Source organism: Halobacillus litoralis (assembly GCF_004101865.1).
GTDB classification, from domain to species: Bacteria; Bacillota; Bacilli; order Bacillales; family Halobacillaceae; genus Halobacillus; species Halobacillus litoralis_A.
On sequence record NZ_CP026118.1, the window covers coordinates 2285538 to 2309334 of the forward strand.

The following is a 23797-nucleotide window of genomic DNA, read 5'->3' on the forward strand; positions in this document are numbered from 1 at the left end:
TTTTGTAAGTGGCCTATTCATGTGCTTTCTTCACAATCGCTACAAGAATGCCTTGATCCTCTAGTTCAATGACAACCTTTTTAAGCTTCTCCTGGTTTAGCTTTCTTTCTCTCAAAAAGCCGAGCTGTTCTAACGAATATGTGATGTTATTTCCTATAAAAAGTGCTTGATCGAAATTCCCCTGAGCAATGGCTTCATCCTGCCTTTTCCTTAAGTCATATAAACAACGCAACTCATTCGCTGCCCTTCCAGCGTCCTTCGGTAGATAGTTGTCCAAGTTATTCATGACATCATGTATCCTTTCGATTGAAGTTTTCGTTCGTGATTCTTCCAAAGCTCCGTCCAGCTCAATCCATATTCCTCACAGAGGGTAGCTACATAAGTGATGGATGCTCCTATGACATCGATATGTTCAAGGGCAGATCGCTCAATGTCCTGTATTTCGAATGACTGAGCAAAGGATGGGTTCCTGGTTAGATGAACCTTTTCCATCGCTTCCAGAGCCTCTCTTAACTCTTCCATCGCTTTCTCTCTTACTGCTGATCGGTGAAGGTCTACGGCTGGGCCGTCCAACTTAGTAACTCCCCACCCTGTGTATTCTTTAGATGCTTCCAATGCCAACCATGGATTGTTATACGTTTTTGTGAAGTGCTGCAGAGTGGAAGGTGGTATTTTGCGTTCACCATTCTCCTGCTTGGCTACATACTCTCTGGATTGAAACATGTCCATGGATAATTGTTGTTGAGTCTTGCCACTCTGGACCCTGCCCTCTTTCAACATTCTTGCAGCTTTACTTTCCTTCAATTTCATCCACTCCTTTTGTACCGAATCAGGTACCATAATTTGGTTTTACAGGTGCTATTCTTAAGTTGAGTTAAACGATAGATAATTTTTTGCTAGACTTAATGTCTTTTGGCGACCAATCTGTATGTTCGTCTAGCCATAAGAGTAATTGGGCCGTATTGATTTTCGGATGACCCATATCCCGAGTAACTGGAAAATTAGCGCTGTTAATCAGTTGTGAAGCTTTTGCGTGACTAATGCCCATCAATTCCTGAAATTCTGTTTTGGTAAGAACAGGTGGTAACTTTTCTTTCAGAGCATGGCGTTCTATCGCTTGATCAACAGCATCATTTATCATTTGTTGAAGTTGATCCGTATCAAGTGTGACTTTCAACATTTAACTCACCTGCCTTGGTAACCAGTTTTCAATATAGTTAATGGCCGATTGGAGGTCCTTCCGTTTTACGTCTTTATAACTGGCAACTCCAAACCGATCTTTAATTTCTCTGTAAGCTTCACGGAATAACCGGCTAGCTTCTCTCTTATCGTTAGTAAACTCATACACTCGTCGCGCAACACCTTTTTGTAAACGACGTTGTTCTCCATAATCAAGAGTGATTTGTTGGTCAACTTTTGTTTCTATTTGATGTAATTTTTCATCCATTTGATCTTGCCTTTCAGAAGTTTTAATCGTTAATTTCATAGATTGAATAATAGATTGTTTTTCATCTAATACGTGAACGTTGTTTTGTACTTTCTCTCTCATCTCATGAAATTCTTTGATGTATTGTTCTTTGAATCTTGTAGCATTCGTTCCGGTGTATCCCATAACCAAAAATGTGAACCCTTGCTCTGACATGAAATACTTTGGATACTCACGTTCTTGACTATTGATGTATGTTGACTCGGCAAAATTGCCGACCCGAAACTCTTCACTGCAATCAAGTTCTCTAATATCCCTCATTACTCGGGCATGTTCTTTTCCGAATGATTCAGCCACGATTAGGCTATCTGTAACTGGTTTGTTGTTTTCTATAAAGACTAATTGATTCATTAGATGACCTCCCGAGATCTATTTTGTTCACCTCTAGTTAACTCGCTATCTAAAAAAATATAATCAGGACTAGATTTGAACACTTTTGCTATCTTTACAGCTAACTCGTAGGTTAGTCGGCGCTTGCCGTTCTCAATCATCCAATAGTATTCCTTGGATATTTTGACTTGATCGGCAACTTGTTGGTAAGTCATTTTTTCATTGGTGCGAATTTCTTTTAATTTCTCAAGCGCCATATGGCTTCCCTCCCTTCGGTTAACTTGAGGTTAACTATAGTGTAATTAACTTGATGTTAACTTTCAAGTGTTTTAGACAAAAAAATTCCTAATTAGTTAACTAGGTTCAAATTAACTATGAGTTAACTTATAATAAAATCATCTACAGGAAGTTATATAAAAAGGGGTAGACCTACTATGGACGGCAACAGGTTAAAAGAATTGAGAAGAGAGAAAAAGTTAACTCAGGCTGAATTAGGAAAAATCATACATGTCTCCAAGGTTTCCATTTCAGGCTACGAAAGCGGTGATAGATCTCCTGATACTGAAAACTTGAGGGAGTTAGCTGATTTTTTCGGGGTAACTACTGACTATCTACTTGGCAGGTCTGAGGACCCGAATAAAACAGAAGAAGAGGAGTTCAATGCTTTTGCGAACAATCCAGATTTACAAAAGTGGTACAAGGAACTGCCGAAATCAAAAGAAGAAGATTTGCAAAAGTTAAGGAAAATGTGGGAAATTATTAAACAAGATAAGAACAACTGATTTAAGGGGTTTTGATATGGGGGATAACAAAGAAAAAGACCTAGATGTTGTATCAAGAGAACTGAGTATAGAGCATGATCAAGTGTATATGTTAGATCATGGAGGGGTAGTTGGGCAGACTTTAAAGAGTGGATGGGTTGCAGCTACAAATACGGGGGTTTTTGTGTACAACCTTAAAGATTCCGATCTTTCCAGTGACTATAAATATGTTGAATTGATAGACTATACCCTCTGGGAAGACATGGTTGAGAGCACCGTTGACTACTATCTACTAAAAGCTCATTTACAATTAAATGAGAAAACTTATGTTATCAATGGAGATGCAAAAGGATTTGCTCGAATGGTTCAAGACAAATCTGGAGTTAGTGTCACTAAAATCGAAAGACCTTTTTCAAGAAAATTTCTTGGCTTTAGGTCGAACAAGCTTTGGAAAAAGGCTACTGTTATATCGACATACATAGTTACAGCTATCCTATTAATTGGTCTATTTTTTGGGCAATCTGAAGACAAGAACGATTCTACACAAAGCGTAGCCAAAAGTTATGGTGATGTTGAATCAACTGAAACTGATAACAAACTTCAAGAAAACAACAATAAAAACACACCCTCAAACACAACTAACGCCTCAGATGATTCCAAAAGTGATTCAACAAATAACATTAAAGAGGAAGCCTCATTCCCTGAGGATAGTGAAGAAGCTACGGTTACACGAATTGTTGATGGGGATACCATTGAAGTGAATATTGATGGAGAGGAACAAGGTGTTCGCTTGCTTCTGGTGGACACCCCGGAAACAAAGCATCCAAACCTACCTGTACAAGACTACGGGCCAGAAGCAAGTAAATTTGCGAAAGATACTTTGAGTGGAGAAGAAGTCCACATAGAATACGATGGTCCTAAAACAGATAAGTACGGAAGACTGCTTGCTTACATTTGGATTGATGGAACTACTTTCAATAAAATGTTACTAGAAGGCGGATATGCTCGATACGCTTATGTTTACGACCCTCCATATACTCACGCAGAAGAATTTCAAGCTGCTGAAGCCTCTGCAAAATCGCAAAACCTTCGTATATGGAGTGAAGAAGGATACGTTACAAAAGATGGATTTCTTCAGAAAAAGAAAGTCCCTCAATCCACAGTCCCTACGGCTGGTGATTTAGAATTCGATCCTAATGGTCCTGATAGAAATTGTGGCGATTTCAGCTCACAAGAATCAGCGCAAGCCTTTTTTGAAGCAGCTGGCGGTCCTGAAAAAGACCCGCATCAATTAGATGGTTCAGACGGGGATGGCTTAGTTTGTGAAAGCTTATAAGTATTGACCCTTTCAAAGGGTCTTTATTTTCACCCGTAAACCGAACATACGTTCTAATAAAACATGAAAGGGTGTTCACATGTATCAATACACACTATTAGAAAGCTATATAAAGGATCTTCTTTTTTCAATGTGCGTTCTTGTTCCAAATCAGCTTACAATGGAGCGATTAGCAAAAAGAGCGAAGATTAAACTCCACTATATTGATGATTCAAGTGTCGTCTCATATTACGATGGACAGGTTCATATATTTATTGATTCAAGGTTGTCTATAGAAAAACAGTGGGTGGATTTTTGCCATGAGTTTTGCCACGCAACAACACACTTTGGAGATCAGATGAGATTACCTAAGTCGTTTGTTGATTACCAAGAAGCGAAAGCTCGTAACTTTGCCATGCACATGGCCGTTCCTACGTTTATGCTTATAAAAATGAAATTACCATTTAATATTGTTGATGCAGCATATATCGTTGCAGAAACGTTTGGGGTCCCACCTAATTTCGCTTTAAGAAGACTTCATCATTTTGAAAATCAAGTACTAAGTGCTGAAAGCTACGATCGATTCCGTAAATCTGTACCAACATATTGCAACCTTATGAATTATGGTACAAGTGAGGAGGTATAACCGATGGCAGACATTTATAAAACCGCCGATGGATACGGTTTTCGGGCAAGCATGGGAAAGGACCCAGTCACTGGGAGGTATATTCAAAAGCGATTCAGTGGATATACCTCTAAAACTCAAGCCAGACAAGAAAAGAAACGGATCGAATTGGAGGTGAAACAAGGGACTTACCTGGTGGATCAGGATATAACGCTAGGAGATTTTTTGAAGGAGTGGCTAAATCATAAAGGCAAACATGTCACAGAAGGGACTATGTCTCATTACCGACCTTATATCAACAAACACCTAATCCCTTATCTTGGTCATGTGGAAATAGGCAAGCTCAAGCCTTCTCACATCCAGCAGCTCTATGATTATTATGTAGAAGAAGAACTCCTTACCAATCAATCTATTAAGCACATGCACCGTGTTTTACACAATGCTTATAACACAGCAATCAAGTGGGAGTACGTAGCCAAAAACCCGTGCTTAGGTGCAACTCCACCTGCCCCTGAAAAACGAATGATGCAAACATGGGATGAGGTAGACATTGAGACTTTTCTAGAAGAAAACAAAGAGCACCGACTCTACACGTTTTATTTATTATCACTTTCTACCGGAATGCGTAAAGGGGAATTGCTGGGGCTGACCTGGAACAATATCGACTTTACGAATAACATGTTGGCCGTAACCCAGGCTATAAGAAAGAAAAAAGGTGGAGGGTATGAGATTGGGAAGGTGAAAACAAAACACGCCGAGCGCACGATCTCACTATTCGATCACGTTAATGAAGCATTGAAAAAACATAAGAGAGAGCAAATGGCATACAAAATGAGCAATCGTCAGAGTTACAAAGATGCGGACTTAGTTTTTGCCACCAGCAATGGCACGCATTTTAATCCACATAACATTCAACGCTATTGGATGAAGTCTCTGGAAGAGTCAGCAGTTAAAACGATTCGCTTTCATGATATGAGACATACTCACGCAACTCTTTTATTGAAGATGGGGGTTCACCCCAAAGTTGTCCAGGAACGTTTAGGCCATTCATCAATCACTGTGACCTTGGACTTATATTCTCATGTTATGCCAAACATCCAGAAGGAAGCAGCCACTGACTTTGGAGAGAAGATATTCGGTCATGCAAAAACGAAAAATGACTCGCTTTAAATGCCATTTAGCCAAATTTCAGCCAAAGCATTCAAAACGAGCCAATCTACTATTGGGGTGTATAGGGTAAATCCCTTGAGCCCCAAAGCTTTTATATAGCGCCCCCGGCAGGATTCGAACCTGCGACACACGGTTTAGGAAACCGATGCTCTATCCCCTGAGCTACGGGGGCAAGAAACGTACGTATAATATTATACAAAACATACCAAGAATTGAAAAGGAAATGCTACTTAAAAATCTTCCTCTCCTGTTACTTCCGAGGAATCTATATGGTAAAATGTTATTTGTCTGTCAAAATGAATCGTATTTTGTTGTATCCGCAGTGACCAAAGATAACGTCACTGATGCTTTCTGATTTGAGTTTGAAGGAGGAAAAGAGATGGGAGATCTACCTTTCATATCCGTTGAAGGGCCCATTGGGGTTGGGAAAACGTCTCTGTCTAAAAAGCTCGCCTCCCAGTTTGGTTTTCATTTACTAAAGGAAATCGTTGAGGAGAATCCGTTTTTAGGCAAATTTTACGATAATATCGGGGAATGGAGCTTCCAGACAGAAATGTTCTTCTTATGTAACCGTGTGAAACAATTAGAAGACATTGACCGAAAATATTTACAGTTTGGGAAACCTGTTGTCGCTGACTATCATATTTCGAAAAACATGATCTTTGCCCGCCGTACTTTGCGGGAGGATCAATTTGATAAGTACTCGCAAATTTTTGATATATTAACACATGATATGCCTAAACCGAATATGGTCGTCTATCTTCATGCGAGTTTAGATACCCTGCTTGAACGTATTCGTATGCGCAACCGTGATGTAGAAGCTAATATCCAGCCTTCTTATCTGGAACAGCTTTCCAGAGACTACGAAGCTTTCATGAGTCATTTCGAAGCGACTCATCCTGATATTCCAGTCATCCGTTTGAATGGAGATCATATTGATTTTGTAAAGCATCAAGACGATCTTAATTATATTGTTGAGCAAGTGGCGCAGCATTTAAATAAAGGAGAAGTTATCAAATGAACGCACGTGAACGCTATGGTATACCACATGACAGTGTCATAACGATCGCAGGGACTGTCGGAGTCGGTAAATCGACGATGACGAACGCTCTCGCAGATGCCCTGAACTTCCGGACGTCCTTCGAAAAAGTGGAGACCAACCCTTACCTCGATAAATTTTATCAAGATTTTGAACGTTGGAGTTTTCACCTGCAAATTTATTTCTTAGCTGAACGTTTCAAGGAACAAAAGAAAATCTTTGAATATGGCGGCGGCTTCATCCAGGACCGGTCGATCTATGAAGATACAGGGATCTTTGCTCGTATGCACTATGAGAAAGGGACAATGTCGGAAACGGATTATGTGACCTACCGCAACCTTTTCGACGCTATGGTGATGACCCCTTATTTCCCCCATCCAGATCTATTGATTTATCTGGAAGGATCGTTCGATGATATCCTAACACGTATTCAGGAACGAGGCCGTCCGATGGAACAAGAAACCCCTGTCGAATATTGGGAGGAAATGTTCAAACGTTACGAAAATTGGATTGATAATTTCAATTCCTGCCCTGTGCTTCGCCTGAATATCGCTGATTATGACGTTTTAAATGACAAATCCAGTATTGAGCCGGTTTTGGAAAAAGTCGGACATTTCATCCAACAATCACGCAAATGGCGTTCTAGTCATTTGCTGACTTAATTGTAAAGGCTGCAGCAGATGCTGCAGCCTTTTATCATGAATGTTTCTGTTGAAACTCTTTCAGCATCTCCCGGTGGCTCCTAATCACCTGTTCCGGGAAATAGTCAGGGTGGATAAACTGAAATTGTAAAGATTCATCAGGGTCCATTTGATAATCACCATGGAACTCTTTCGTATAATAGACAGTAGTGACTACATAAAACTCATCACCGTTAGCTGCCTTTATAAACTGATTTTCCCCTGAGTACACATTCATCAATTGAAGATTTTCTACTTTCAGCCCTGTTTCTTCATAAACCTCACGCTCAGCTACCTCTTCCGTACTTTCCCCTAGCTCCATAAGGCCACCCGGGAGCCCCCATGCTCCATAAGGGGAAGTTCGTTGTTGAAGCAGTACCTTTCCCTCTTCATCGCTGATAATCACCACAGCTCCTACAAATATGAGCGGTCTATGGCCTACAATTGCCCGTAAATCCTCCACATACCCCATATGTACCTCCTGTTAATAGGCTAAGCCCACTGTTTTCTTGATCCTAGACTCATTTTGCAACGATGCGAGGAGAAAGTGTGCGACATCTTTCCTGTTGATCTCTTTTCCACCGTTGGGCAATCCCTCTGACATACGGTATTGTCCCTTAAGATGCCCATCATTCAAGCGCATAGGTCGTGCAATCGTGTATTCCATATTTGCAGCCAAAATCAGATTCACAGCTTTTCTATGGTCTGCTAGCACATTTTTTAAAATACGCTGGGACATCCATCCCAAGACACCAGGGATCTCATTATAAATTCCAGCAGAAGCCACATATAAAATACGTTTCAGTCCGTGTTTTTGCATTCCGCTTAAGATATTATCTGTCATTTCTTCAAACACTGTAGATGGTTTCAAACCTTCAGTTCCTAAGCAGGATACGACTACCTTATGACCTTCAATGGCTGCCACTACTTCATCTTCATGAAGAGCATCTCCCTGAATGACGGCCAGATTATTATGTAAGATCCCGAGCTTCTCGGGTGTTCGTGCAAAAGCGGTAACAGAATGCCCTGATTGTAAAGCTTGTGTTACAAATTCTATTCCTGTTGCTCCCGTTGCTCCGAATACAATGATATTCACACAAATCCCTTCCCTTCTTATGTCATCAATCTCCTCTATTATAACGGCAATTCCGATCCAGTGTCTCCCATTCGAAAAAAGGTGATTTATCTTAATATTAAATGATAAATTTATTCAACAAACGTGCAGGATACTGGAAGACTTGTTTCCAAGATATTGTGTGGAGAAAGGGGCATTGGGGAACGAGTCGCTTTCCGCGGGAGTCTCCCCGTTCCCCAACGCCCCTTGCGATATATGCTTCTTTGTAATCGGTCAAAACTAGTCCTGGCCGGGAAGGTGGAGATAATGCTCAAATACCCATGGTAGAGCCTTTTCCAGTAGTCTTCCTTATGATTTAGAAAGATGGTTTCGTGCCTCTAATCATGGGAATTGGGTCTTGGAAATGGTGAGACTCCTGCGGGAAAGGATAGACTGGCAAGACCCCGCAGAGCTTTAGCTCGAGGAGGCTTGCCGTCTTCCCCGCGGAAACCGAGCCATTTTCCAAGACCCCATTTATCCAAGCAATAGCAACGAAACCGCTCTTACAGATAGGGAGGCGTTTGTGGTATAGAAGACAATAAAAAAAATCGTTACACAATGTAACGATTTTTGTTCTATAAATCTCCAATATTATGCGCTATTGTTGATAATAAAATGGCGGAGGAGGAGGGATTCGAACCCCCGCGGGGCGTAAACCCCCTGGCGGTTTTCAAGACCGCTCCCTTCAGCCAAACTTGGGTACTCCTCCGTGTGACCGACAATAAATATAATATCATGGCCATCTTCTACCGTCAATAAAATTCAATGATTTTTTTGAAAAACTGTCGAATTATGCGATAGGTTCCGGTTTCCTCCGTTATTATACAAAGGCTCCAATCCGAAGTCAATACCACGACTTAGGACAAAACAGGCACCCAGGCAAGCCGCCAAACTTAAGTCCATCCTTAACGTGAAAACATTAAAGAGGGGCTTAAGACCTTGAGAGGCTAGGTATAAAAGCGAAAACAAAGCCGTGTTTGGAAATCAAACACGGCTTTGCTCTATATTATTTGATTATTTCTTTCCCGCCCATATAAGGCTGTAACGCTTTCGGAACGGCTACAGATCCATCTGATTGTTGATAATTTTCGAGAATTGCAGCTACTGTACGGCCAATCGCTAAACCGGAGCCATTCAATGTGTGTACAAATTCCGGCTTTCCTTTATCTTCACGACGGAAACGGACGCCTGCACGACGTGCTTGAAAATCTTCGAAGTTTGAACAAGAACTGATTTCCCTGTAAGTCTCCTGGCTCGGGATCCATACTTCAATATCGTATTTTTTTGCTGCTGTAAAACCTAAATCCCCTGTACACATACTCATGACACGGTATGGAAGTTCTAATTGTTGCAGAACTTTTTCAGCATGCCCCGTCAATTCTTCTAAAACATCATAGGAATCCTCAGGCTTAGCAAATTGGACGAGCTCTACTTTATTGAATTGGTGTTGTCTGATCAGTCCTCTTGTATCACGACCGGCAGAACCTGCCTCAGACCGGAAGTTTGTACTGAAGGCAACAAACTTTTGCGGAAGATCTTCGACAGACAAAATTTCTTCGCGGTAAAAGTTTGTCACGGGAACTTCTGCCGTCGGGACGAGGAAGTATTCCCAGTCCTCAATTTTGAAGGCATCTTCCTCAAATTTAGGAAGCTGCCCCGTACCAGTCATTGCTGTACGATTGACCAACTGAGGAGGTAGCATTTCCTGATAGCCATGCTCATCTGCATGAAGATCCATCATGAAGTTCAACAATGCACGCTCCAAACGGGCACCCAAACCTTTATAGAAAACGAAACGGCTTCCTGTCACTTTTGCCGCTCTTTCAAAGTCTAAAATCCCTAAGTTTGTCGCTAAATCCCAATGTGGTTTCGTCTCAAAGTCAAAAGAAGGGGTATTTCCGACTTTTCTTGCTTCAACGTTATCTTCTTCATCACCACCGACAGGTACACTCTCATGAGGGATATTCGGTATTGATAGCAGCAAGGTTTCTAATTTTTCTTCCACTTCCTTCAGTTCGGTATCCAGCGTTTTGACTCGATCACCGACTTCTCTCATTTCTTTTATTTTTTCGTCCGCATCTTTTTTCGCTTTTTTCAACTGGGAGATTTCTTTAGAAACTTCATTACGGCGAGCTTTTAACTCTTCTGATTCCTGAATCAATTCTCTGCGTTTACTGTCAAGATCTCCAAATGCATCCAGATCAGAAAGATCTTCACCGCGATTTTTCAATTTACCTTTTACTTCATCAAAATTCTGACGTAAGTACTTCATGTCTAACATGGACTTTCCCTCCTAAAATTGAATATAAAAAACTCCCGCCCCTTATGAAAAGGGACGAGAGTTTTTTTATACTTCCCGCGATACCACCCAAGTTGAAGGTACAGATGACCTTCCGGCTTAACTCCTAACGGTGAGCACCGGTCCAACTTACTGTGTTTCAGCTGGACACTCAAGGATGGATTCACACGGCTTTTTCATCAGTTTCCACCAGCCACTGACTCTCTTAAGAAAAAGGGACATGCTACTAATTCCTATCATCGCGTTAAATATTCTTGTTATGTTACATAAGATTAGCGGATTTAAAATTATAATGCAAGTGTTTTTAGAGAGTTCTCCACCATTTTGACAAAATGAGCCGTAATTCGATGGTCATCCGTCAATTCTGGATGGAAAGAACAAGCTAAATACTGATCTTGCTGTGCGGCAACAATATGACCATCATATCTAGCTAAGACTCGGGTATTTTTACCGACACCTTCAATATAAGGAGCACGGATAAATACTGCATTAAAATCTTCTGCTACACCCTCAATGTTCAGTTCAGCCTCAAAGCTTTCACGCTGACGACCGAAGGCATTGCGACGGACAATGATATCCATGACACCGAGGTGTACATCATAGGATCCATCAATCTCAGAAGCAAGTAAAATAAGTCCTGCACAAGTGCCAAATATCGGCTTTCCTTGTTTACCGAACTGACGAATCGGCTCCAGGAAATCATATTTGTCAATGAGACGACGCATGGTTGTGCTCTCGCCTCCAGGGATAATCAGGCCATCAATTTCTCCAAGCTGTTCTTTCCGTTTGACGACGATGCCGGTGGCACCTGCCGCTTCTACTGAACGAACATGCTCACGGAAGGCTCCTTGAAGTCCCAATACACCGATTGTTGTCATGATGCATATCTCCTTTTCTTACTGGCTGCGGTCCTGCATACGTTGTTCAGGAGTAAGAGTGGACATTTCCATCCCTTTCATCGCTGTACCCAGACCTTTGGACAGTTCACCAATCAATTTATAATCATCATAATGGGTGGTAGCTTCAACAATAGCACGGGCGAACTTCTCCGGGTTATTGGATTTGAAAATTCCAGATCCAACGAATACACCATCTGCTCCCAATTGCATCATAAGGGACGCATCAGCAGGTGTAGCAATTCCTCCAGCAGCAAAGTTAACGACAGGCAGACGTCCTTCTTCACGGATTTCCATAAGAAGATCGAATGGCGCACCGTTTTCTTTTGCAAATACCATCACTTCATCTTCTGACAAGCCACGCAGGTGACGAATATGAGATTGGACCTGGCGCATGTGACTGACAGCTTCTACAATATTGCCCGTTCCAGGTTCTCCCTTTGTTCGCAGCATTGAAGCACCTTCACGGATACGGCGTGTCGCCTCTCCCAGGTTACGGCATCCACAGACGAAAGGAACAGTGTAATCGTCTTTTTTGATGTGATATATTTCGTCCGCAGGCGTAAGAACTTCACTTTCATCGATATAATCTACACCCATCGCTTCAAGCACGCGTGCTTCGCTGATGTGGCCGATACGCGCTTTCGCCATGACTGGAATGGAAACAGCATTCATCACTTCTTCTACAATTGTAGGATCTGCCATACGTGCAACTCCACCTGCAGCGCGGATATCCGCTGGTACACGTTCAAGAGCCATTACGGCTACAGCTCCTGCTTCTTCAGCTATTTTTGCTTGTTCTGCATTTACGACGTCCATGATGACGCCACCTTTTTGCATTTCTGCCATCCCACGTTTGACGCGATCCGTACCTGTTTGTGACATGATATATTCCTCCCTAAAAGCTATATATTTTAAGTATTTTTGTGAATCGAATGATAGATTCTTATACTCTATTGTAACGCATTACCCCACTAAATCCTACTAAATATATTTGAGTTTTTGTTAGAACCAGCCTTTAACCATATCTACTGCGCCAGTGAATATATCACTGAAGAACTCACCGATTCCACCTAGCATCAGCATAAACCAATTGGATTTTTCGACAGCTCCTGTAGTTACGATATCTACCGACTGTTTCCCATTCGGTAAAATATTTCCATAGCTCTCTTCACCAGTGTAGACAAGCGTGGCTGTTCCTACTTTCTGCCCCTTTTCTACTGGTGCGACTAATTGTTCTTCGGATAGCGAATAGTCGATTTCATATTGATCTTCTTCTGCTTTTTTCACAAGTGTGCTTAATGCTTCATTTGTCTCAATGGATATTTTGTCTTCTTTTCCTTTAGTGACGGGGAGAGTGGATTGATCTTCGAGTTGTTGCGCTGCAGGGTAAAGTTCCTTATGTTCAAACTGGTTGAATCCATAATCCAAAAGTTTCCTGGTTTGCTGGAAACGTGAAGCCCTTGATTCAGACTTCATCACCACGGAAATGAAACGTTGACCGTCACGTTCAGCTGTTCCTGTAAACGTATTTTGAGCAAGTTCGGTGTAACCTGTTTTCAATCCATCAATCCCTTCATAAGAGAATTGATCAAGATTACTTCCTGGCATGCCTGGAATCATCCAGTTCCAGTTTGTTATAGTTTGACCATCAAATTCAGCAGTAGGCTGACTGGAAAACTCTAAAGCTTCTGGATAGTCATTAATCAGATGATAAGCAAGAAGTGCTGCAGACCGAGCTGAAAGCATGTTCGTAGCATCAGGCTCTGTCCCTTCTGGGTAGTTATCTCCCAAGTGCGAATTATTCAATCCGGTAGCATTGACAAATTCATAGTCCGGCAAACCCATTTCTTCTGCTTTTTCATTCATCATTTTTACAAATTCACTCTCAGAGCCGGCAATTAACTCTGTAAGTGTGATCGTCGTGGCGTTATCTGAATTGATTGCCATCGCTTCATAAAGCTCACGAACGGTATAATCTTTATTCATTTTTAAACCGACACCCGAAAATTCAGGGTTCGCAGATATTTCATAAGCATAAGGACCGATTTCTGTAGTGGTTTCCCAACTGATCGTCCCTTCTTCTATAGCTTCCATAACTAAGTACTCTGTCATCATCTTTGTCATACTTGCAGGAGGTAGAGTCAAATCTGCCTCTTTCTCAAATATAACCTTTCCTGTTTCAGCATCGACGAGAATCGCTGATTTTGCTCCTACTTCAACCGTGCTTGCATATGTATGTCCAGGATTCGTGGATACCGCAAACAAACTTAGGAGCAATGCCAGCGTTATGGCCATTGATGCTTTAAATCTTTGTGTCAACTTTTTCAACCTCCACCCTTATATTATACACCCTCGTTATTTTATCACATGCTTATATAAAAAAATAGACAGGGAAAAGTCCCTGTCTATTCTTTCTTTACCAGGTCAAACGGAGTAGTTTGGTGCTTCTTTTGTGATCTGGACGTCATGGGGATGACTTTCGCGTAAACCAGCACCGGTAATTCTGGTGAACTGGGCATCCGTTCTTAAGGCATCGATGGTCGCTGTTCCACAATACCCCATTCCTGAACGAAGGCCACCGAGTAGCTGGTGGATCGAATCGGAAAGTGGTCCTTTGTATGGCATGCGACCTTCAATTCCTTCTGGAACCAGCTTTTTCGCCTCTTGTTCGCTTTGGAAGTAACGGTCTTTGGAGCCTGATTCCATTGCTCCTACAGAGCCCATACCGCGATACACCTTGAAACGGCGTCCTTGGAATATCTCTGTTTCTCCAGGGCTTTCTGATACTCCTGCCAGAAGACTGCCGAGCATGACTGCATGCCCGCCTGCTGCCAGGGCTTTGACGATATCTCCAGAAAATTTGATCCCGCCATCCGCTATGATCGATTTGTTGTGTTTTTCTGCTTCTCTTGCACAATCATTAACAGCAGTAATTTGCGGCACCCCGACGCCTGCAACAACTCGAGTGGTACAAATCGATCCAGGACCGATGCCGACTTTGACAACATCCGCTCCTGCTTCGATCAACTCACGTGTCGCTTCTGGTGTAGCCACATTTCCCGCAATGATATTTACACCAGGGTGGCGGTCTTTAATGCGTTTCACCTGGTCTATCACTCCTTGGGAATGTCCATGAGCGGTATCGACGACGAGTGCATCCACCCCTGCATCTACCAATTTATCTATCCTTGTCATCGCATCAGCTGTCACACCTACAGCAGCTCCGCACAATAAGCGGCCTTGCTCGTCCTTTGCTGAATATGGAAATTCGATGACTTTTTCAATATCTTTAATGGTGATCAATCCTTTAAGGATTCCTTGATTGTCCACCATCGGCAATTTTTCGATTTTATATTTTTGAAGTATTTTTTCTGCTTCATCAAGTGTTGTGCCAACAGGAGCCGTTACAAGATCTTCACTTGTCATTACATCACTGATAGCCATTGAATAATCTTCGATGAAACGAAGATCGCGGTTTGTAATAATGCCGACGAGCTTCTGATCATCTACATTATTTACAATAGGAACACCTGAAATCCGGAATTTCCCCATCAAATGCTCTGCGTCGAAGACTTGATGCTCGGGTGTCAGAAAGAATGGGTTGGTGATGACACCACTTTCAGAACGTTTCACCCGATCGACATGTTCCGCTTGTTCCTCAATCGACATATTTTTGTGGATGACACCAAGACCACCTTGACGAGCCATCCCGATAGCCATAGCTGCTTCCGTAACAGTGTCCATACCGGCGCTCAAAATCGGCATGTTCAAACGTAATGTCGGTGACAACTCTGTAGCCAAAGACACATCACGAGGGAGAACATCTGATTTCGCAGGCAAAAGCAACACATCGTCAAACGTCAAACCTTCTTTAGTAAACTTGTCTTCACGCATGTTTGACCTCTCCTTTTCTTCGTTCAAATAGTTTGGGTAAAAGTGGGTAAAATAAGTGGTAAATGAACAGACACCATTTCTTATTGTTATTTACAATACGACAATGATTGTGCTTTTTCAACCATAAATAATTGGCATACACTTCCTATCAACACGGAAAGGAGAGAGGAATATTGGCAAGTGATGATACTATATTGACTTATCTTCAAGTTACCGCACACACACGGCCGTTTTTATCCGCTTGTTATGACAAAATCAAGCATTCAAAAGCAGAACATCATGCTTATAACAATGCAGAGCGTTTCGTTTATGGTCTTACCCTGGGTCATGATTACTGGTCCACGGCCCTGCATACACCATTAAGCGTCAAGCCTCTCCTTTTCTACTACGGGCTGAACCACTATTTAAAAAGCTGCCTGCTTACAGTTGATCCCGGGTATCCGGCTACAGCAAAAGTATTGGCTCACGGGTTATCGACGAGGAAAAGAAAAAAGCAGCACTATCGATTTTTAGAAGACGATATCCGCATTCAACCACATGGACTCTTCCCCCATGCGGCTCACCACCTTTTCCAGTTCACATCCACAAAAGATAAAATCTCCATGGATGAGCTGTTACGTCCGTTGGCATCCATGGATAATATCTATCAATTGAAAAAATCCCCCCCTTTGGAAATAGAGGAGGATTGGCCTGAGTTATTGAGTTATTTTGCTGTTTTATACAACTTGAGCATGCTCGTCCGTTATGAAGGAGAGTGGTGGGGCGAGATGGAGCAGATGAAAGACCGTGAAGATTATGTATTCATCGTCCATTTCCTTAATTCTGCTGCTGGACAAATCCCATCTATGGTTTCTGCATGGCTCACTGATCAGTTCTCATCCACCCATTGAATCAATGAGAGAATGCTCAGTCGTACACTTCTTCTATGTGTAAATACAGATGCTCTTTCAAATGAAGGATTTGACCATCTTCCTCTAGGCGGATCATTGGCCGGGTCGGATGGTTGCTTTCCACAAAAATAATTTCCGCAAGACGGCTGTCTGATAAGCGGATGTTTGTCCCTGTCGAGTAATTGGTCATTTCTTTGACGAAAACACGGATGATTTTATGATCATAACGCCCGAACTGTTCCTGGAGGATTTCTTCTAATACTTTATAAGGGGACTGTTTTCGGCGGTACAAACGCTCTGATGTCATGGCATGGTACATATCACTGACGGCGATGATTTGACTGAAATCATGAATTTTTGATTGTCCTAACCCTAATGGATAGCCTGTGCCATTCAACCGTTCATGGTGTTGAAGGATGGCTATTTTGGCTTGCGCGCTCAAGGTAGGAACTTTCTCAACATTACGATAGGAATATGTCGGATGGTTTTTCACCTGTTCAAACTCTGCCTCTGTCAGTGCGCCTTCTTTCCAGGTGATCTTCTCATCTAATTTCGCCATTCCGCTATCACATAAGACTCCTGCTAATCCGACCTGCATCCACTCGCCATAATTGTAGCCCATCTTAGAAGCCAAATATCCTGATATCAAGCCTATCGCCACACTATGGTGGTAAATATAATCATCACTAGAAGTGTAATGATGAAGCGTAAAAACATCCCGTTCGGATTCAATCACTTTCTCTAATAGAGGGACCATTACTTTCCTGACCGCATTCATATCTATAGGAGAACCTCCACTCCAATCGGTGAACCACTTCTTATAAGATTGCACAGCTTCTAAATATTGATCATGGAAAGAGGGAGAGGGTTCTTGGATGTGTGTTTCAGTAGAAGCGGTAGTCTCCTGACTTTCCATTCGTTCCATTGGATTGAAAGCAGTACCATCTGTTTGTTTATTCGAAACGTCGACAGACTCAATTTGAAACTTTTTCAAAACTTCGATATGTATTGCTTGTATGGTCGTATTTTTTGGCACGATCGGCCTGTTGGTGCGTCCCATCACATCTTTAGTAACTAAACACCCGGGCACAAGTTGAGCAGGGCTCACTCTCATGGAATTCTTCCACCTTTCCTATGCTAATCACAGTCTATGGAGGTAAAAAAAGCCGCCTGCCGCTATTAAACCGACAGGCGACTGTTATTCAAATCTTCTTATGATTCATCTGATTCGTCATTTTCTTCAGTGTTGGAGGTATCTGCTTCGATGGTGTCACCAGATTCCTGACTGGATTCCAGTTCTGCCTCTTTCTCCAAAGCCTCTTCTACGATTTCATCTTCTTCTTTTTCAGACTCTACCCGGGCTACGGTAGCAACTTCTTCGCCATCGCCCAGTCGTATCAAACGTACACCTTGAGTGTTACGTCCTGTTTCAGAGATACTTTCCAGCGGCATCCGGATCAAAACACCGCTAGCTGTGATGATCATAACATCCTCTTCACCATTTACAGCTTTCGTTGCGACAACCTGCCCATTTTTATCGGTCAAGTTACACGTAATGATCCCTTTACCACCCCTGTTAGTGATTCTATAATCACTTGCAGGCGTACGCTTCCCATAACCTTTGCTTGTAACGGTCAGTACCTGGAGGGAATCATCAAGTATTTCCATCGAAACGACCTTGTCGTCATTCCTTAGAGAAATACCTTTGACACCGGCAGCTGTTCGTCCCATCGTACGGATTTGATCTTCATTGAACCGTATCAGGTAACCATTTTGAGTACCGATCATGATATCCTTCGCCCCGTCTGTCAAACGCACGGAAATTAATTCATCATCTTCCCGTAAACCGAGAGCAATCAATCCTCCGCGGCGGATGTTGGCAAATTGAGACAGCGTCGTCCGTTTCGTGATTCCATTCCTCGTAGTGAAGACGAGGTACCAATCATCGACGAAGTCCTCTACGGAGATGACGGCATTAATCCACTCATCCCGTTCCACGTTCAACATGTTGATGATAGGAATCCCTTTTGCCGTCCGACTGAATTCAGGGACTTCATACCCTTTTGCTTTGTATACTTTCCCTTTATTCGAGAAGAACAGGAGCGTGTTATGGGTTGAAGTGGATAAGAGATGTTCCACGAAGTCTTCCTCATGTGTCCCCATTCCTTGCACACCACGTCCCCCTCTTCGTTGAGAACGGTACGTATTGGCAGGCAAGCGCTTCACATATCCCTGGTGGGTTACTGTCACGATGACCGTCTCTTCAGGAATCAAGTCTTCGTCTTCGATAAAGTCTGTGCCACCTAGAATAATTTCTGTTCGCCGCTCATCGTTAAAGCGTTCTTTGACATCCACTAGCTCTTCACGGATGATTTCAAGCACCTTTTCGTCATCCGCTAAGATCGCCTTCAATTCAGCAATCAAGTTTGTGATTTCATTGTACTCATCTTCAATCTTCTCCCGTTCAAGCCCTGTCAAACGCTGCAAGCGCATATCAAGAATCGCTTGTGCCTGTTTCTCAGAAAGGCCGAAACGTTCCATCAGACCCGTGCGGGCGATGTCCGTCGTTTGTGATTCGCGAATCAATGAAATGACCTCATCCAAATGATCGAGTGCAATTCGCAGACCAGCTAAAATGTGAGCCCGGGCTTCTGCCTTTCTCAGCTCATACTCTGTCCGTCTTCTAATGACGACTTTCTGGTGATCGAGATAATGCACGAGACACTGCTTCAGGTTCAATACCCTTGGATGTCCATTCACAAGAGCTAACATATTGATGCCGAATGTAGATTGTAAGGCCGTCATTTTATAAAGATTGTTTAAAAGGACGTTCGGGTTGGCATCACGTCGCAGTTCAATCACTACACGCATACCATTACGGTCTGATTCATCACGCAAATCAGTGATCCCGTCGATTTTCTTATCACGGGCCAGGTCCGCGATCTTTTCAACTAGACGGGCTTTGTTGACTTGATACGGTAATTCCGTAACGATCAGGCGGGATTTTCCATTTGCCTGTTCATCAATTTCGACATCAGCCCGGACCGTAATTGATCCTTTTCCTGTTTCATAAGCTTTACGGATTCCGCTCATTCCGAGAATTTTACCAGCTGTCGGGAAGTCCGGTCCGTAAATATGGTTCTCCATCAATTCCTGTATCGTAATATCAGGATCTTTACTTAACGCAAGAACGGCATCGATCACTTCCCCTAATTGATGGGGTGGGATATTGGTTGCCATTCCGACTGCGATTCCGGACCCGCCATTTACGAGCAAGTTCGGGAATTTGGCAGGGAGTACGATTGGTTCTCTTTCCGTACCATCGTAGTTGTCATCATAATCGATGGTATCTTTATTGATATCACGGAGGATTTCCATCGAAATTTTTGACATTCTTGCCTCTGTATAACGCATAGCTGCTGCTGCATCTCCATCGACTGAACCAAAGTTCCCGTGACCATCGACCAGCATATAACGATAGTTGAAGTCCTGAGCCATACGCACCATCGTATCGTACACAGCGGAGTCGCCGTGAGGGTGGTACTTACCAATAACCTCACCTACGATACGGGCAGATTTTTTATAAGCTTTATCTGAATGCATACCAAGGTCATGCATCGCATACAATATTCTTCGGTGTACAGGCTTCAAGCCATCCCTAACGTCTGGGAGGGCACGTGCGACGATGACACTCATCGCGTAATCCAAGAAGGAAGTACGCATTTCTTGGCTGATGTTTATTTCCTGTACGCGCGGGCGTTCGGGTTGATCCACCATTCTTTTTTACCTCCTAATTGCCTTTAAGGAGGAGAAGGACTTGATTCCCTTCTCCAATCTATTCCTTCACGTCAAATGACGTCTATGATGCTTAACATTCGATCGGATCAAACATCAAGGTTTTGTACATATTGAGCATTTTCCTGAATGAAGTTACGTCTTGGTTCGACTTTGTCCCCCATCAGGATATCAAACGTTTCGTCTGCTCCGATCGCATCTTCTAAGCTGACTTGAAGCATCGAACGTGTGTCAGGATCCATCGTAGTTTCCCAAAGTTGTTCAGGGTTCATCTCTCCAAGACCCTTATAACGCTGAACGCTTGGTTTAGGCGACTTCGATAGTTCAGCAAGTTTCGCATCCAGCTGTTTATCACTATACGTATAGTTAATCGCTTTTCCTTGCTGAATCTTGTAAAGCGGTGGCTGGGCAATATAGATGTACCCTTTTTCAATCAATGGCCGCATATAACGATAGAAGAACGTCAACAGTAAAGTCCGGATGTGCGCCCCATCGACATCAGCATCCGTCATAATCACGATTTTATGGTAACGGGCTTTGGAAATATCGAAGTCCTCTCCGATCCCTGTACCTAATGCTGTGATTATCGCACGGACTTCATTGTTCGATAAAATCTTGTCTAACCGCGCTTTCTCTACATTGATGATCTTACCTCTCAAAGGTAGGATAGCTTGGAAATGACGATCCCGCCCTTGTTTGGCTGAACCACCTGCTGAGTCACCCTCAACGATGTAGATTTCAGATATTTTGGCATCTTTTGATGAACAGTCCGCCAATTTACCTGGAAGGTTGGATACTTCTAAAGCACTTTTCCTTCGTGTCAGTTCACGTGCTTTCTTAGCTGCCATACGAGCTCTTGAAGCCATCAGTCCTTTTTCCACGATGGTCTTCGCCATGTTCGGATTTTCGAACAGGAATCTGGAAAATTTCTCTGAAAACAGCGCATCTGTAACCGTACGGGCTTCACTATTTCCAAGTTTCGTTTTCGTCTGCCCTTCGAATTGGGGATCCGGGTGCTTGATGGAAATGATGGCAGTCAAACCTTCACGCACATCATCACCAGTCAAGTTCGGATCGGTCTCTTTGAACATGTTGTTCTTTCGCGCATAGTCATTTATGACACGAGTCAGCCCTGTCTTAAAGCCTGATTCGTGCGTTCCGCCTTCATACGTATGAATGTTGTTTGCGTAAGAATAAAGATTGCTGGCAAATCCATCATTGTACTGCATAGCGATTTCAATCGATATATCCTCTTGTTCGTCTTCTAAGAAAAACGCCTCGTGCAACGCTTGACGCGTGCGGTTCATATGCTCGACGTAGGATAAAATTCCGCCCTCATAGTAATATTCGACTGGATCTTCGTCGGTGCGTTTATCTTCGATCGTGATGGTCAATCCTTTATTCAAGAATGCGAGCTCACGTAATCGATTGGCTAATGTTTCGAAATTATATTCTTGAGTCTCTGAAAAAATTTCAATATCAGGAGTGAATTGAATCTTTGTTCCGGTTTGATCAGTCTCTCCGATCACCTTCAAGTCTTCCTCCGGCACTCCGCGATGGTACGCCTGGTAATGAATCTGGCCATCCCGATGGACAAATACCTCCAGCTTTGAAGATAATGCGTTCACCACAGATGCACCCACACCGTGAAGTCCGCCGGAAACCTTATAACCGCCGCCCCCGAACTTACCCCCTGCGTGAAGCACAGTAAGGATGACTTCTACGGCTGGACGACCGGTCTTTTCTTGAATCCCGACAGGAACTCCTCGGCCATTATCCGTAACAGTAATGCTGTTATCTTTCTCAATGGTGACTTGAATTTGATCGCAAAAACCGGCCATGGCCTCATCGATACTATTATCGACAATTTCCCAAACTAAATGGTGAAGACCCTTCTCGTTCGTTGAGCCGATATACATTCCGGGTCTCTTCCGGACGGCTTCTAAACCTTCCAGTACCTGTATCTGACTTTCATCATAAGCCTGCTGTTCTTCGATAATATCTTCCTTCATGGTACTCACCTACATTTCTCAAATGGTTTTACGTGGATTTTCTTACGCCAAAATCTATCTTTATTTCACCATTCCGTTTCTTCCGAGAAATCTTCCAATTTATTTAAAGTGGTCATCATGTTAGCCCGTTTCTTCAAGGTGAAAACAGAAAGCGGACTAAAATAAATCACATCATTCGTTATGACGATTGCTTTCGCCTCGTGATCTTCCGTTTCAATCACACGTCTATCTTTCCGTTGATTAAAGATCATCTCCTCAATGATTGAAGAGGAGGATATCAAACTATGATCGATAATGGCTACGACATCCTTCGACTGGATCACATGATCATCCCCGATGTGAATGAACAATCTCCCACCTCATTTCTCTATGTCTATCGTTCCTTCACTGACACGGAAGATTTCCGCTTGTTCAAGGGCTTCATGTTCAATTCCGTCAATGCTGGTAGTAGAGACGAAAGTCTGCACTTTCCCTTGAATCGTATGAAGCAAATGTGACTGCCTGTAATCGTCCAATTCACTTAGTACATCATCCAATAGTAATATCGGATATTCACCTACTTCACTATGAATCAATTCAATCTCCGCAAGTTTCAAAGACAGCGCCGTCGTCCGCTGTTGACCTTGCGAGCCATAAGTCTGTACATCTTTTCCGTTCACATAAAAAACAAGGTCATCCCTATGCGGACCAGCTAAAGTGGTCCCACGTTCAACCTCTTTTGATTCTATATCCAGGAATTTATCAGTGTATGTTCTCTTTATTGTTTCCAAATTCATATCCTCTGATACTCTTACACTCGCATCATAGGCGATTTCCAGTTTTTCCAATTGACGACTGATCCCCTTATGGATCGGAGCCGCCCAAGAACGTAGCAGCTGGAGGAACTTGAATCTGCGTTCAACGATTGTCGTCGCATGCTCGATCAGTTGTTCTGTCATGACTCCGAGCATCGTCCGATCAGCCCCTGGTTTCCTTTGCAGGTCTTTCAATAAATGATTTCGCTGCCTCAGAATTTTTTGATACTGTCCTAAGTGATAAATGTAAGTAGGCTGGATCTGACCGATTTCCATGTCAATAAACCGACGACGCACCTGAGGGCTCCCTTTGACAAGATTGAGATCCTCAGGTGCAAACATGACCACATTCAAAGCACCGATATAATCGCTGAGGCGCTTTTGCTCAATATGATTTAACTTCGCTTTTTTCCCTTTCTTGGAAATGATGATTTCCAAAGGAAAACGACGATTCCGTTTATAGATAGTCCCTTTTATTTTACCATACTCTTCATCCCACTGTATCAATTCTTTATCCCTGGGAGTACGGTGGGACCTCGCAAAGGCTAAAACATAGATCGCTTCCATCAAATTGGTCTTACCCTGGGCATTTTCACCAATGATGACATTGATCTTATCGTCGAATGTCAAAGAAAGCTGATCATAATTTCTGAATGATCGCAATGACAATTCATGAATGTGCATAGGCGCTTCT

Annotated in this window: 24 protein-coding genes, 2 tRNA genes and 1 other annotated feature; of the genes, 7 read left to right on the forward strand and 19 right to left on the reverse strand. The window is 42.8% G+C overall.

What is annotated here, in order from left to right; translation table 11 throughout:
• Positions 1-13: 13 nt before the first annotated feature.
• From HLI_RS11630 to HLI_RS11650, 5 genes are all read right to left on the reverse strand, one after another.
• Positions 14-286 (reverse strand): hypothetical protein, encoded by a 273-nt coding sequence (locus HLI_RS11630; RefSeq protein WP_128525113.1) that lies wholly within the window; start codon positions 284-286, stop codon positions 14-16.
• The gene (locus tag HLI_RS11635; protein ID WP_128525114.1) at positions 283-804 is read right to left on the reverse strand and encodes a helix-turn-helix domain-containing protein; all 522 of its coding nucleotides are present in this window, start codon (positions 802-804) and stop codon (positions 283-285) included. Before HLI_RS11635 ends, HLI_RS11630 begins: the two co-directional genes overlap by 4 nt.
• A 70-nt stretch (positions 805-874) precedes the next feature.
• Entirely contained in the window at positions 875-1180 is a 306-nt protein-coding gene (locus HLI_RS11640; protein ID WP_128525115.1) for a DNA-binding protein, read from the reverse strand.
• Positions 1181-1837 (reverse strand): Rha family transcriptional regulator, encoded by a 657-nt coding sequence (locus tag HLI_RS11645; RefSeq protein ID WP_128525116.1) that lies wholly within the window; start codon positions 1835-1837, stop codon positions 1181-1183.
• Positions 1837-2073, reverse strand: coding sequence for a helix-turn-helix transcriptional regulator (locus HLI_RS11650; RefSeq protein ID WP_128525117.1), 237 nt, complete (start codon positions 2071-2073; stop codon positions 1837-1839). Before HLI_RS11650 ends, HLI_RS11645 begins: the two co-directional genes overlap by 1 nt.
• Before the next feature lie 177 nt (positions 2074-2250).
• On the opposite strand from HLI_RS11650, the gene HLI_RS11655 reads away from it, so the two are divergent.
• From HLI_RS11655 to HLI_RS11670, 4 genes are all read left to right on the forward strand, one after another.
• The gene (locus HLI_RS11655) at positions 2251-2598 is read left to right on the forward strand and encodes a helix-turn-helix domain-containing protein (protein WP_128525118.1); all 348 of its coding nucleotides are present in this window, start codon (positions 2251-2253) and stop codon (positions 2596-2598) included.
• Between the two features lie 16 nt (positions 2599-2614).
• Positions 2615-3913 carry a thermonuclease family protein gene (locus tag HLI_RS11660; protein ID WP_241655837.1) on the forward strand — a complete coding sequence of 433 codons (1299 nt, stop codon included), beginning with the start codon at positions 2615-2617 and terminating at the stop codon, positions 3911-3913.
• 79 nt (positions 3914-3992) lie between these two features.
• Positions 3993-4538 carry an ImmA/IrrE family metallo-endopeptidase gene (locus HLI_RS11665; protein WP_128525119.1) on the forward strand — a complete coding sequence of 182 codons (546 nt, stop codon included), beginning with the start codon at positions 3993-3995 and terminating at the stop codon, positions 4536-4538.
• A gap of 3 nt (positions 4539-4541) precedes the next feature.
• A complete protein-coding gene (locus tag HLI_RS11670) occupies positions 4542-5687 on the forward strand; it encodes a tyrosine-type recombinase/integrase (protein ID WP_128525120.1) in 1146 nt (381 codons plus the stop codon).
• 99 nt (positions 5688-5786) lie between these two features.
• On the opposite strand, the gene HLI_RS11675 is transcribed toward HLI_RS11670, so the two are convergent.
• Positions 5787-5859: transfer RNA gene (locus HLI_RS11675), tRNA-Arg, on the reverse strand.
• Positions 5860-6066: 207 nt separating this feature from the next.
• Here HLI_RS11675 and HLI_RS11680 point away from each other — a divergent pair.
• Together HLI_RS11680 and HLI_RS11685 are read left to right on the forward strand one after the other, a co-directional pair.
• Positions 6067-6708, forward strand: a complete 642-nt coding sequence (locus tag HLI_RS11680; RefSeq protein ID WP_128525121.1) for a deoxynucleoside kinase — start codon at positions 6067-6069, stop codon at positions 6706-6708.
• Positions 6705-7388: a deoxynucleoside kinase gene (locus HLI_RS11685; RefSeq protein WP_128525122.1), complete on the forward strand. Its 684-nt coding sequence runs from the start codon at positions 6705-6707 to the stop codon at positions 7386-7388. Before HLI_RS11680 ends, HLI_RS11685 begins: the two co-directional genes overlap by 4 nt.
• Before the next feature lie 34 nt (positions 7389-7422).
• Here the strand turns inward: HLI_RS11685 and HLI_RS11690 are convergent, their stop codons facing one another.
• From HLI_RS11690 to guaB, 8 genes are all read right to left on the reverse strand, one after another.
• Positions 7423-7878, reverse strand: a complete 456-nt coding sequence (locus tag HLI_RS11690; RefSeq protein ID WP_128525123.1) for an NUDIX hydrolase — start codon at positions 7876-7878, stop codon at positions 7423-7425.
• A gap of 12 nt (positions 7879-7890) precedes the next feature.
• Entirely contained in the window at positions 7891-8502 is a 612-nt protein-coding gene (locus tag HLI_RS11695; protein ID WP_128525124.1) for an NAD(P)-dependent oxidoreductase, read from the reverse strand.
• A 634-nt stretch (positions 8503-9136) separates the two neighbouring features.
• A tRNA-Ser gene (locus HLI_RS11700) sits at positions 9137-9229 on the reverse strand.
• Positions 9230-9526: 297 nt separating this feature from the next.
• Entirely contained in the window at positions 9527-10801 is a 1275-nt protein-coding gene (serS, locus tag HLI_RS11705; protein WP_128525125.1) for a serine--tRNA ligase, read from the reverse strand.
• A gap of 47 nt (positions 10802-10848) precedes the next feature.
• Positions 10849-11068: a binding site (T-box leader), on the reverse strand.
• Positions 11069-11106: 38 nt separating this feature from the next.
• Positions 11107-11697 carry a pyridoxal 5'-phosphate synthase glutaminase subunit PdxT gene (gene pdxT, locus HLI_RS11710; RefSeq protein WP_128525126.1) on the reverse strand — a complete coding sequence of 197 codons (591 nt, stop codon included), beginning with the start codon at positions 11695-11697 and terminating at the stop codon, positions 11107-11109.
• Between the two features lie 18 nt (positions 11698-11715).
• Positions 11716-12600: a pyridoxal 5'-phosphate synthase lyase subunit PdxS gene (gene pdxS / locus HLI_RS11715; RefSeq protein WP_128525127.1), complete on the reverse strand. Its 885-nt coding sequence runs from the start codon at positions 12598-12600 to the stop codon at positions 11716-11718.
• 120 nt (positions 12601-12720) lie between these two features.
• A complete protein-coding gene (locus HLI_RS11720; protein ID WP_241655838.1) occupies positions 12721-14037 on the reverse strand; it encodes a serine hydrolase in 1317 nt (438 codons plus the stop codon).
• 105 nt (positions 14038-14142) lie between these two features.
• Positions 14143-15612 (reverse strand): IMP dehydrogenase, encoded by a 1470-nt coding sequence (guaB, locus tag HLI_RS11725; protein ID WP_128525128.1) that lies wholly within the window; start codon positions 15610-15612, stop codon positions 14143-14145.
• Positions 15613-15785: 173 nt separating this feature from the next.
• On the opposite strand from guaB, the gene HLI_RS11730 reads away from it, so the two are divergent.
• Positions 15786-16502 (forward strand): YaaC family protein, encoded by a 717-nt coding sequence (locus tag HLI_RS11730; RefSeq protein WP_128525129.1) that lies wholly within the window; start codon positions 15786-15788, stop codon positions 16500-16502.
• 16 nt (positions 16503-16518) lie between these two features.
• On the opposite strand, the gene HLI_RS11735 is transcribed toward HLI_RS11730, so the two are convergent.
• From HLI_RS11735 to recF, 5 genes are all read right to left on the reverse strand, one after another.
• On the reverse strand, positions 16519-17616 hold the full coding sequence (locus tag HLI_RS11735) for an HD-GYP domain-containing protein (RefSeq protein WP_128525130.1): 1098 nt from the start codon (positions 17614-17616) through the stop codon (positions 16519-16521).
• A 98-nt stretch (positions 17617-17714) separates the two neighbouring features.
• Positions 17715-20279, reverse strand: a complete 2565-nt coding sequence (gyrA, locus tag HLI_RS11740; protein WP_128525131.1) for a DNA gyrase subunit A — start codon at positions 20277-20279, stop codon at positions 17715-17717.
• A 107-nt stretch (positions 20280-20386) separates the two neighbouring features.
• Positions 20387-22309, reverse strand: a complete 1923-nt coding sequence (gyrB, locus tag HLI_RS11745) for a DNA topoisomerase (ATP-hydrolyzing) subunit B (protein WP_128525132.1) — start codon at positions 22307-22309, stop codon at positions 20387-20389.
• 65 nt (positions 22310-22374) lie between these two features.
• Positions 22375-22659 carry an extracellular matrix regulator RemB gene (remB, locus tag HLI_RS11750; protein WP_128525133.1) on the reverse strand — a complete coding sequence of 95 codons (285 nt, stop codon included), beginning with the start codon at positions 22657-22659 and terminating at the stop codon, positions 22375-22377.
• A 9-nt stretch (positions 22660-22668) separates the two neighbouring features.
• A complete protein-coding gene (gene recF / locus HLI_RS11755) occupies positions 22669-23787 on the reverse strand; it encodes a DNA replication/repair protein RecF (protein ID WP_128525134.1) in 1119 nt (372 codons plus the stop codon).
• Between the last annotated feature and the right edge of the window lie 10 nt (positions 23788-23797).

Coding starts and splice junctions, on each gene's coding strand:
- HLI_RS11630 (WP_128525113.1), bottom strand. CDS start 286: ATGAATAACTTGGACAACTATCTACCGAAGGACGCTGGAAGGGCAGCG.
- HLI_RS11640 (WP_128525115.1), bottom strand. CDS start 1,180: ATGTTGAAAGTCACACTTGATACGGATCAACTTCAACAAATGATAAAT.
- HLI_RS11645 (WP_128525116.1), bottom strand. CDS start 1,837: ATGAATCAATTAGTCTTTATAGAAAACAACAAACCAGTTACAGATAGC.
- HLI_RS11650 (WP_128525117.1), bottom strand. CDS start 2,073: ATGGCGCTTGAGAAATTAAAAGAAATTCGCACCAATGAAAAAATGACT.
- HLI_RS11655 (WP_128525118.1), top strand. CDS start 2,251: ATGGACGGCAACAGGTTAAAAGAATTGAGAAGAGAGAAAAAGTTAACT.
- HLI_RS11660 (WP_241655837.1), top strand. CDS start 2,615: ATGGGGGATAACAAAGAAAAAGACCTAGATGTTGTATCAAGAGAACTG.
- HLI_RS11665 (WP_128525119.1), top strand. CDS start 3,993: ATGTATCAATACACACTATTAGAAAGCTATATAAAGGATCTTCTTTTT.
- HLI_RS11670 (WP_128525120.1), top strand. CDS start 4,542: ATGGCAGACATTTATAAAACCGCCGATGGATACGGTTTTCGGGCAAGC.
- HLI_RS11680 (WP_128525121.1), top strand. CDS start 6,067: ATGGGAGATCTACCTTTCATATCCGTTGAAGGGCCCATTGGGGTTGGG.
- HLI_RS11685 (WP_128525122.1), top strand. CDS start 6,705: ATGAACGCACGTGAACGCTATGGTATACCACATGACAGTGTCATAACG.
- HLI_RS11690 (WP_128525123.1), bottom strand. CDS start 7,878: ATGGGGTATGTGGAGGATTTACGGGCAATTGTAGGCCATAGACCGCTC.
- serS (WP_128525125.1), bottom strand. CDS start 10,801: ATGTTAGACATGAAGTACTTACGTCAGAATTTTGATGAAGTAAAAGGT.
- pdxT (WP_128525126.1), bottom strand. CDS start 11,697: ATGACAACAATCGGTGTATTGGGACTTCAAGGAGCCTTCCGTGAGCAT.
- pdxS (WP_128525127.1), bottom strand. CDS start 12,600: ATGTCACAAACAGGTACGGATCGCGTCAAACGTGGGATGGCAGAAATG.
- guaB (WP_128525128.1), bottom strand. CDS start 15,612: ATGCGTGAAGACAAGTTTACTAAAGAAGGTTTGACGTTTGACGATGTG.
- HLI_RS11735 (WP_128525130.1), bottom strand. CDS start 17,616: ATGAGAGTGAGCCCTGCTCAACTTGTGCCCGGGTGTTTAGTTACTAAA.
- gyrA (WP_128525131.1), bottom strand. CDS start 20,279: ATGGTGGATCAACCCGAACGCCCGCGCGTACAGGAAATAAACATCAGC.
- gyrB (WP_128525132.1), bottom strand. CDS start 22,309: ATGAAGGAAGATATTATCGAAGAACAGCAGGCTTATGATGAAAGTCAG.
- recF (WP_128525134.1), bottom strand. CDS start 23,787: ATGCACATTCATGAATTGTCATTGCGATCATTCAGAAATTATGATCAG.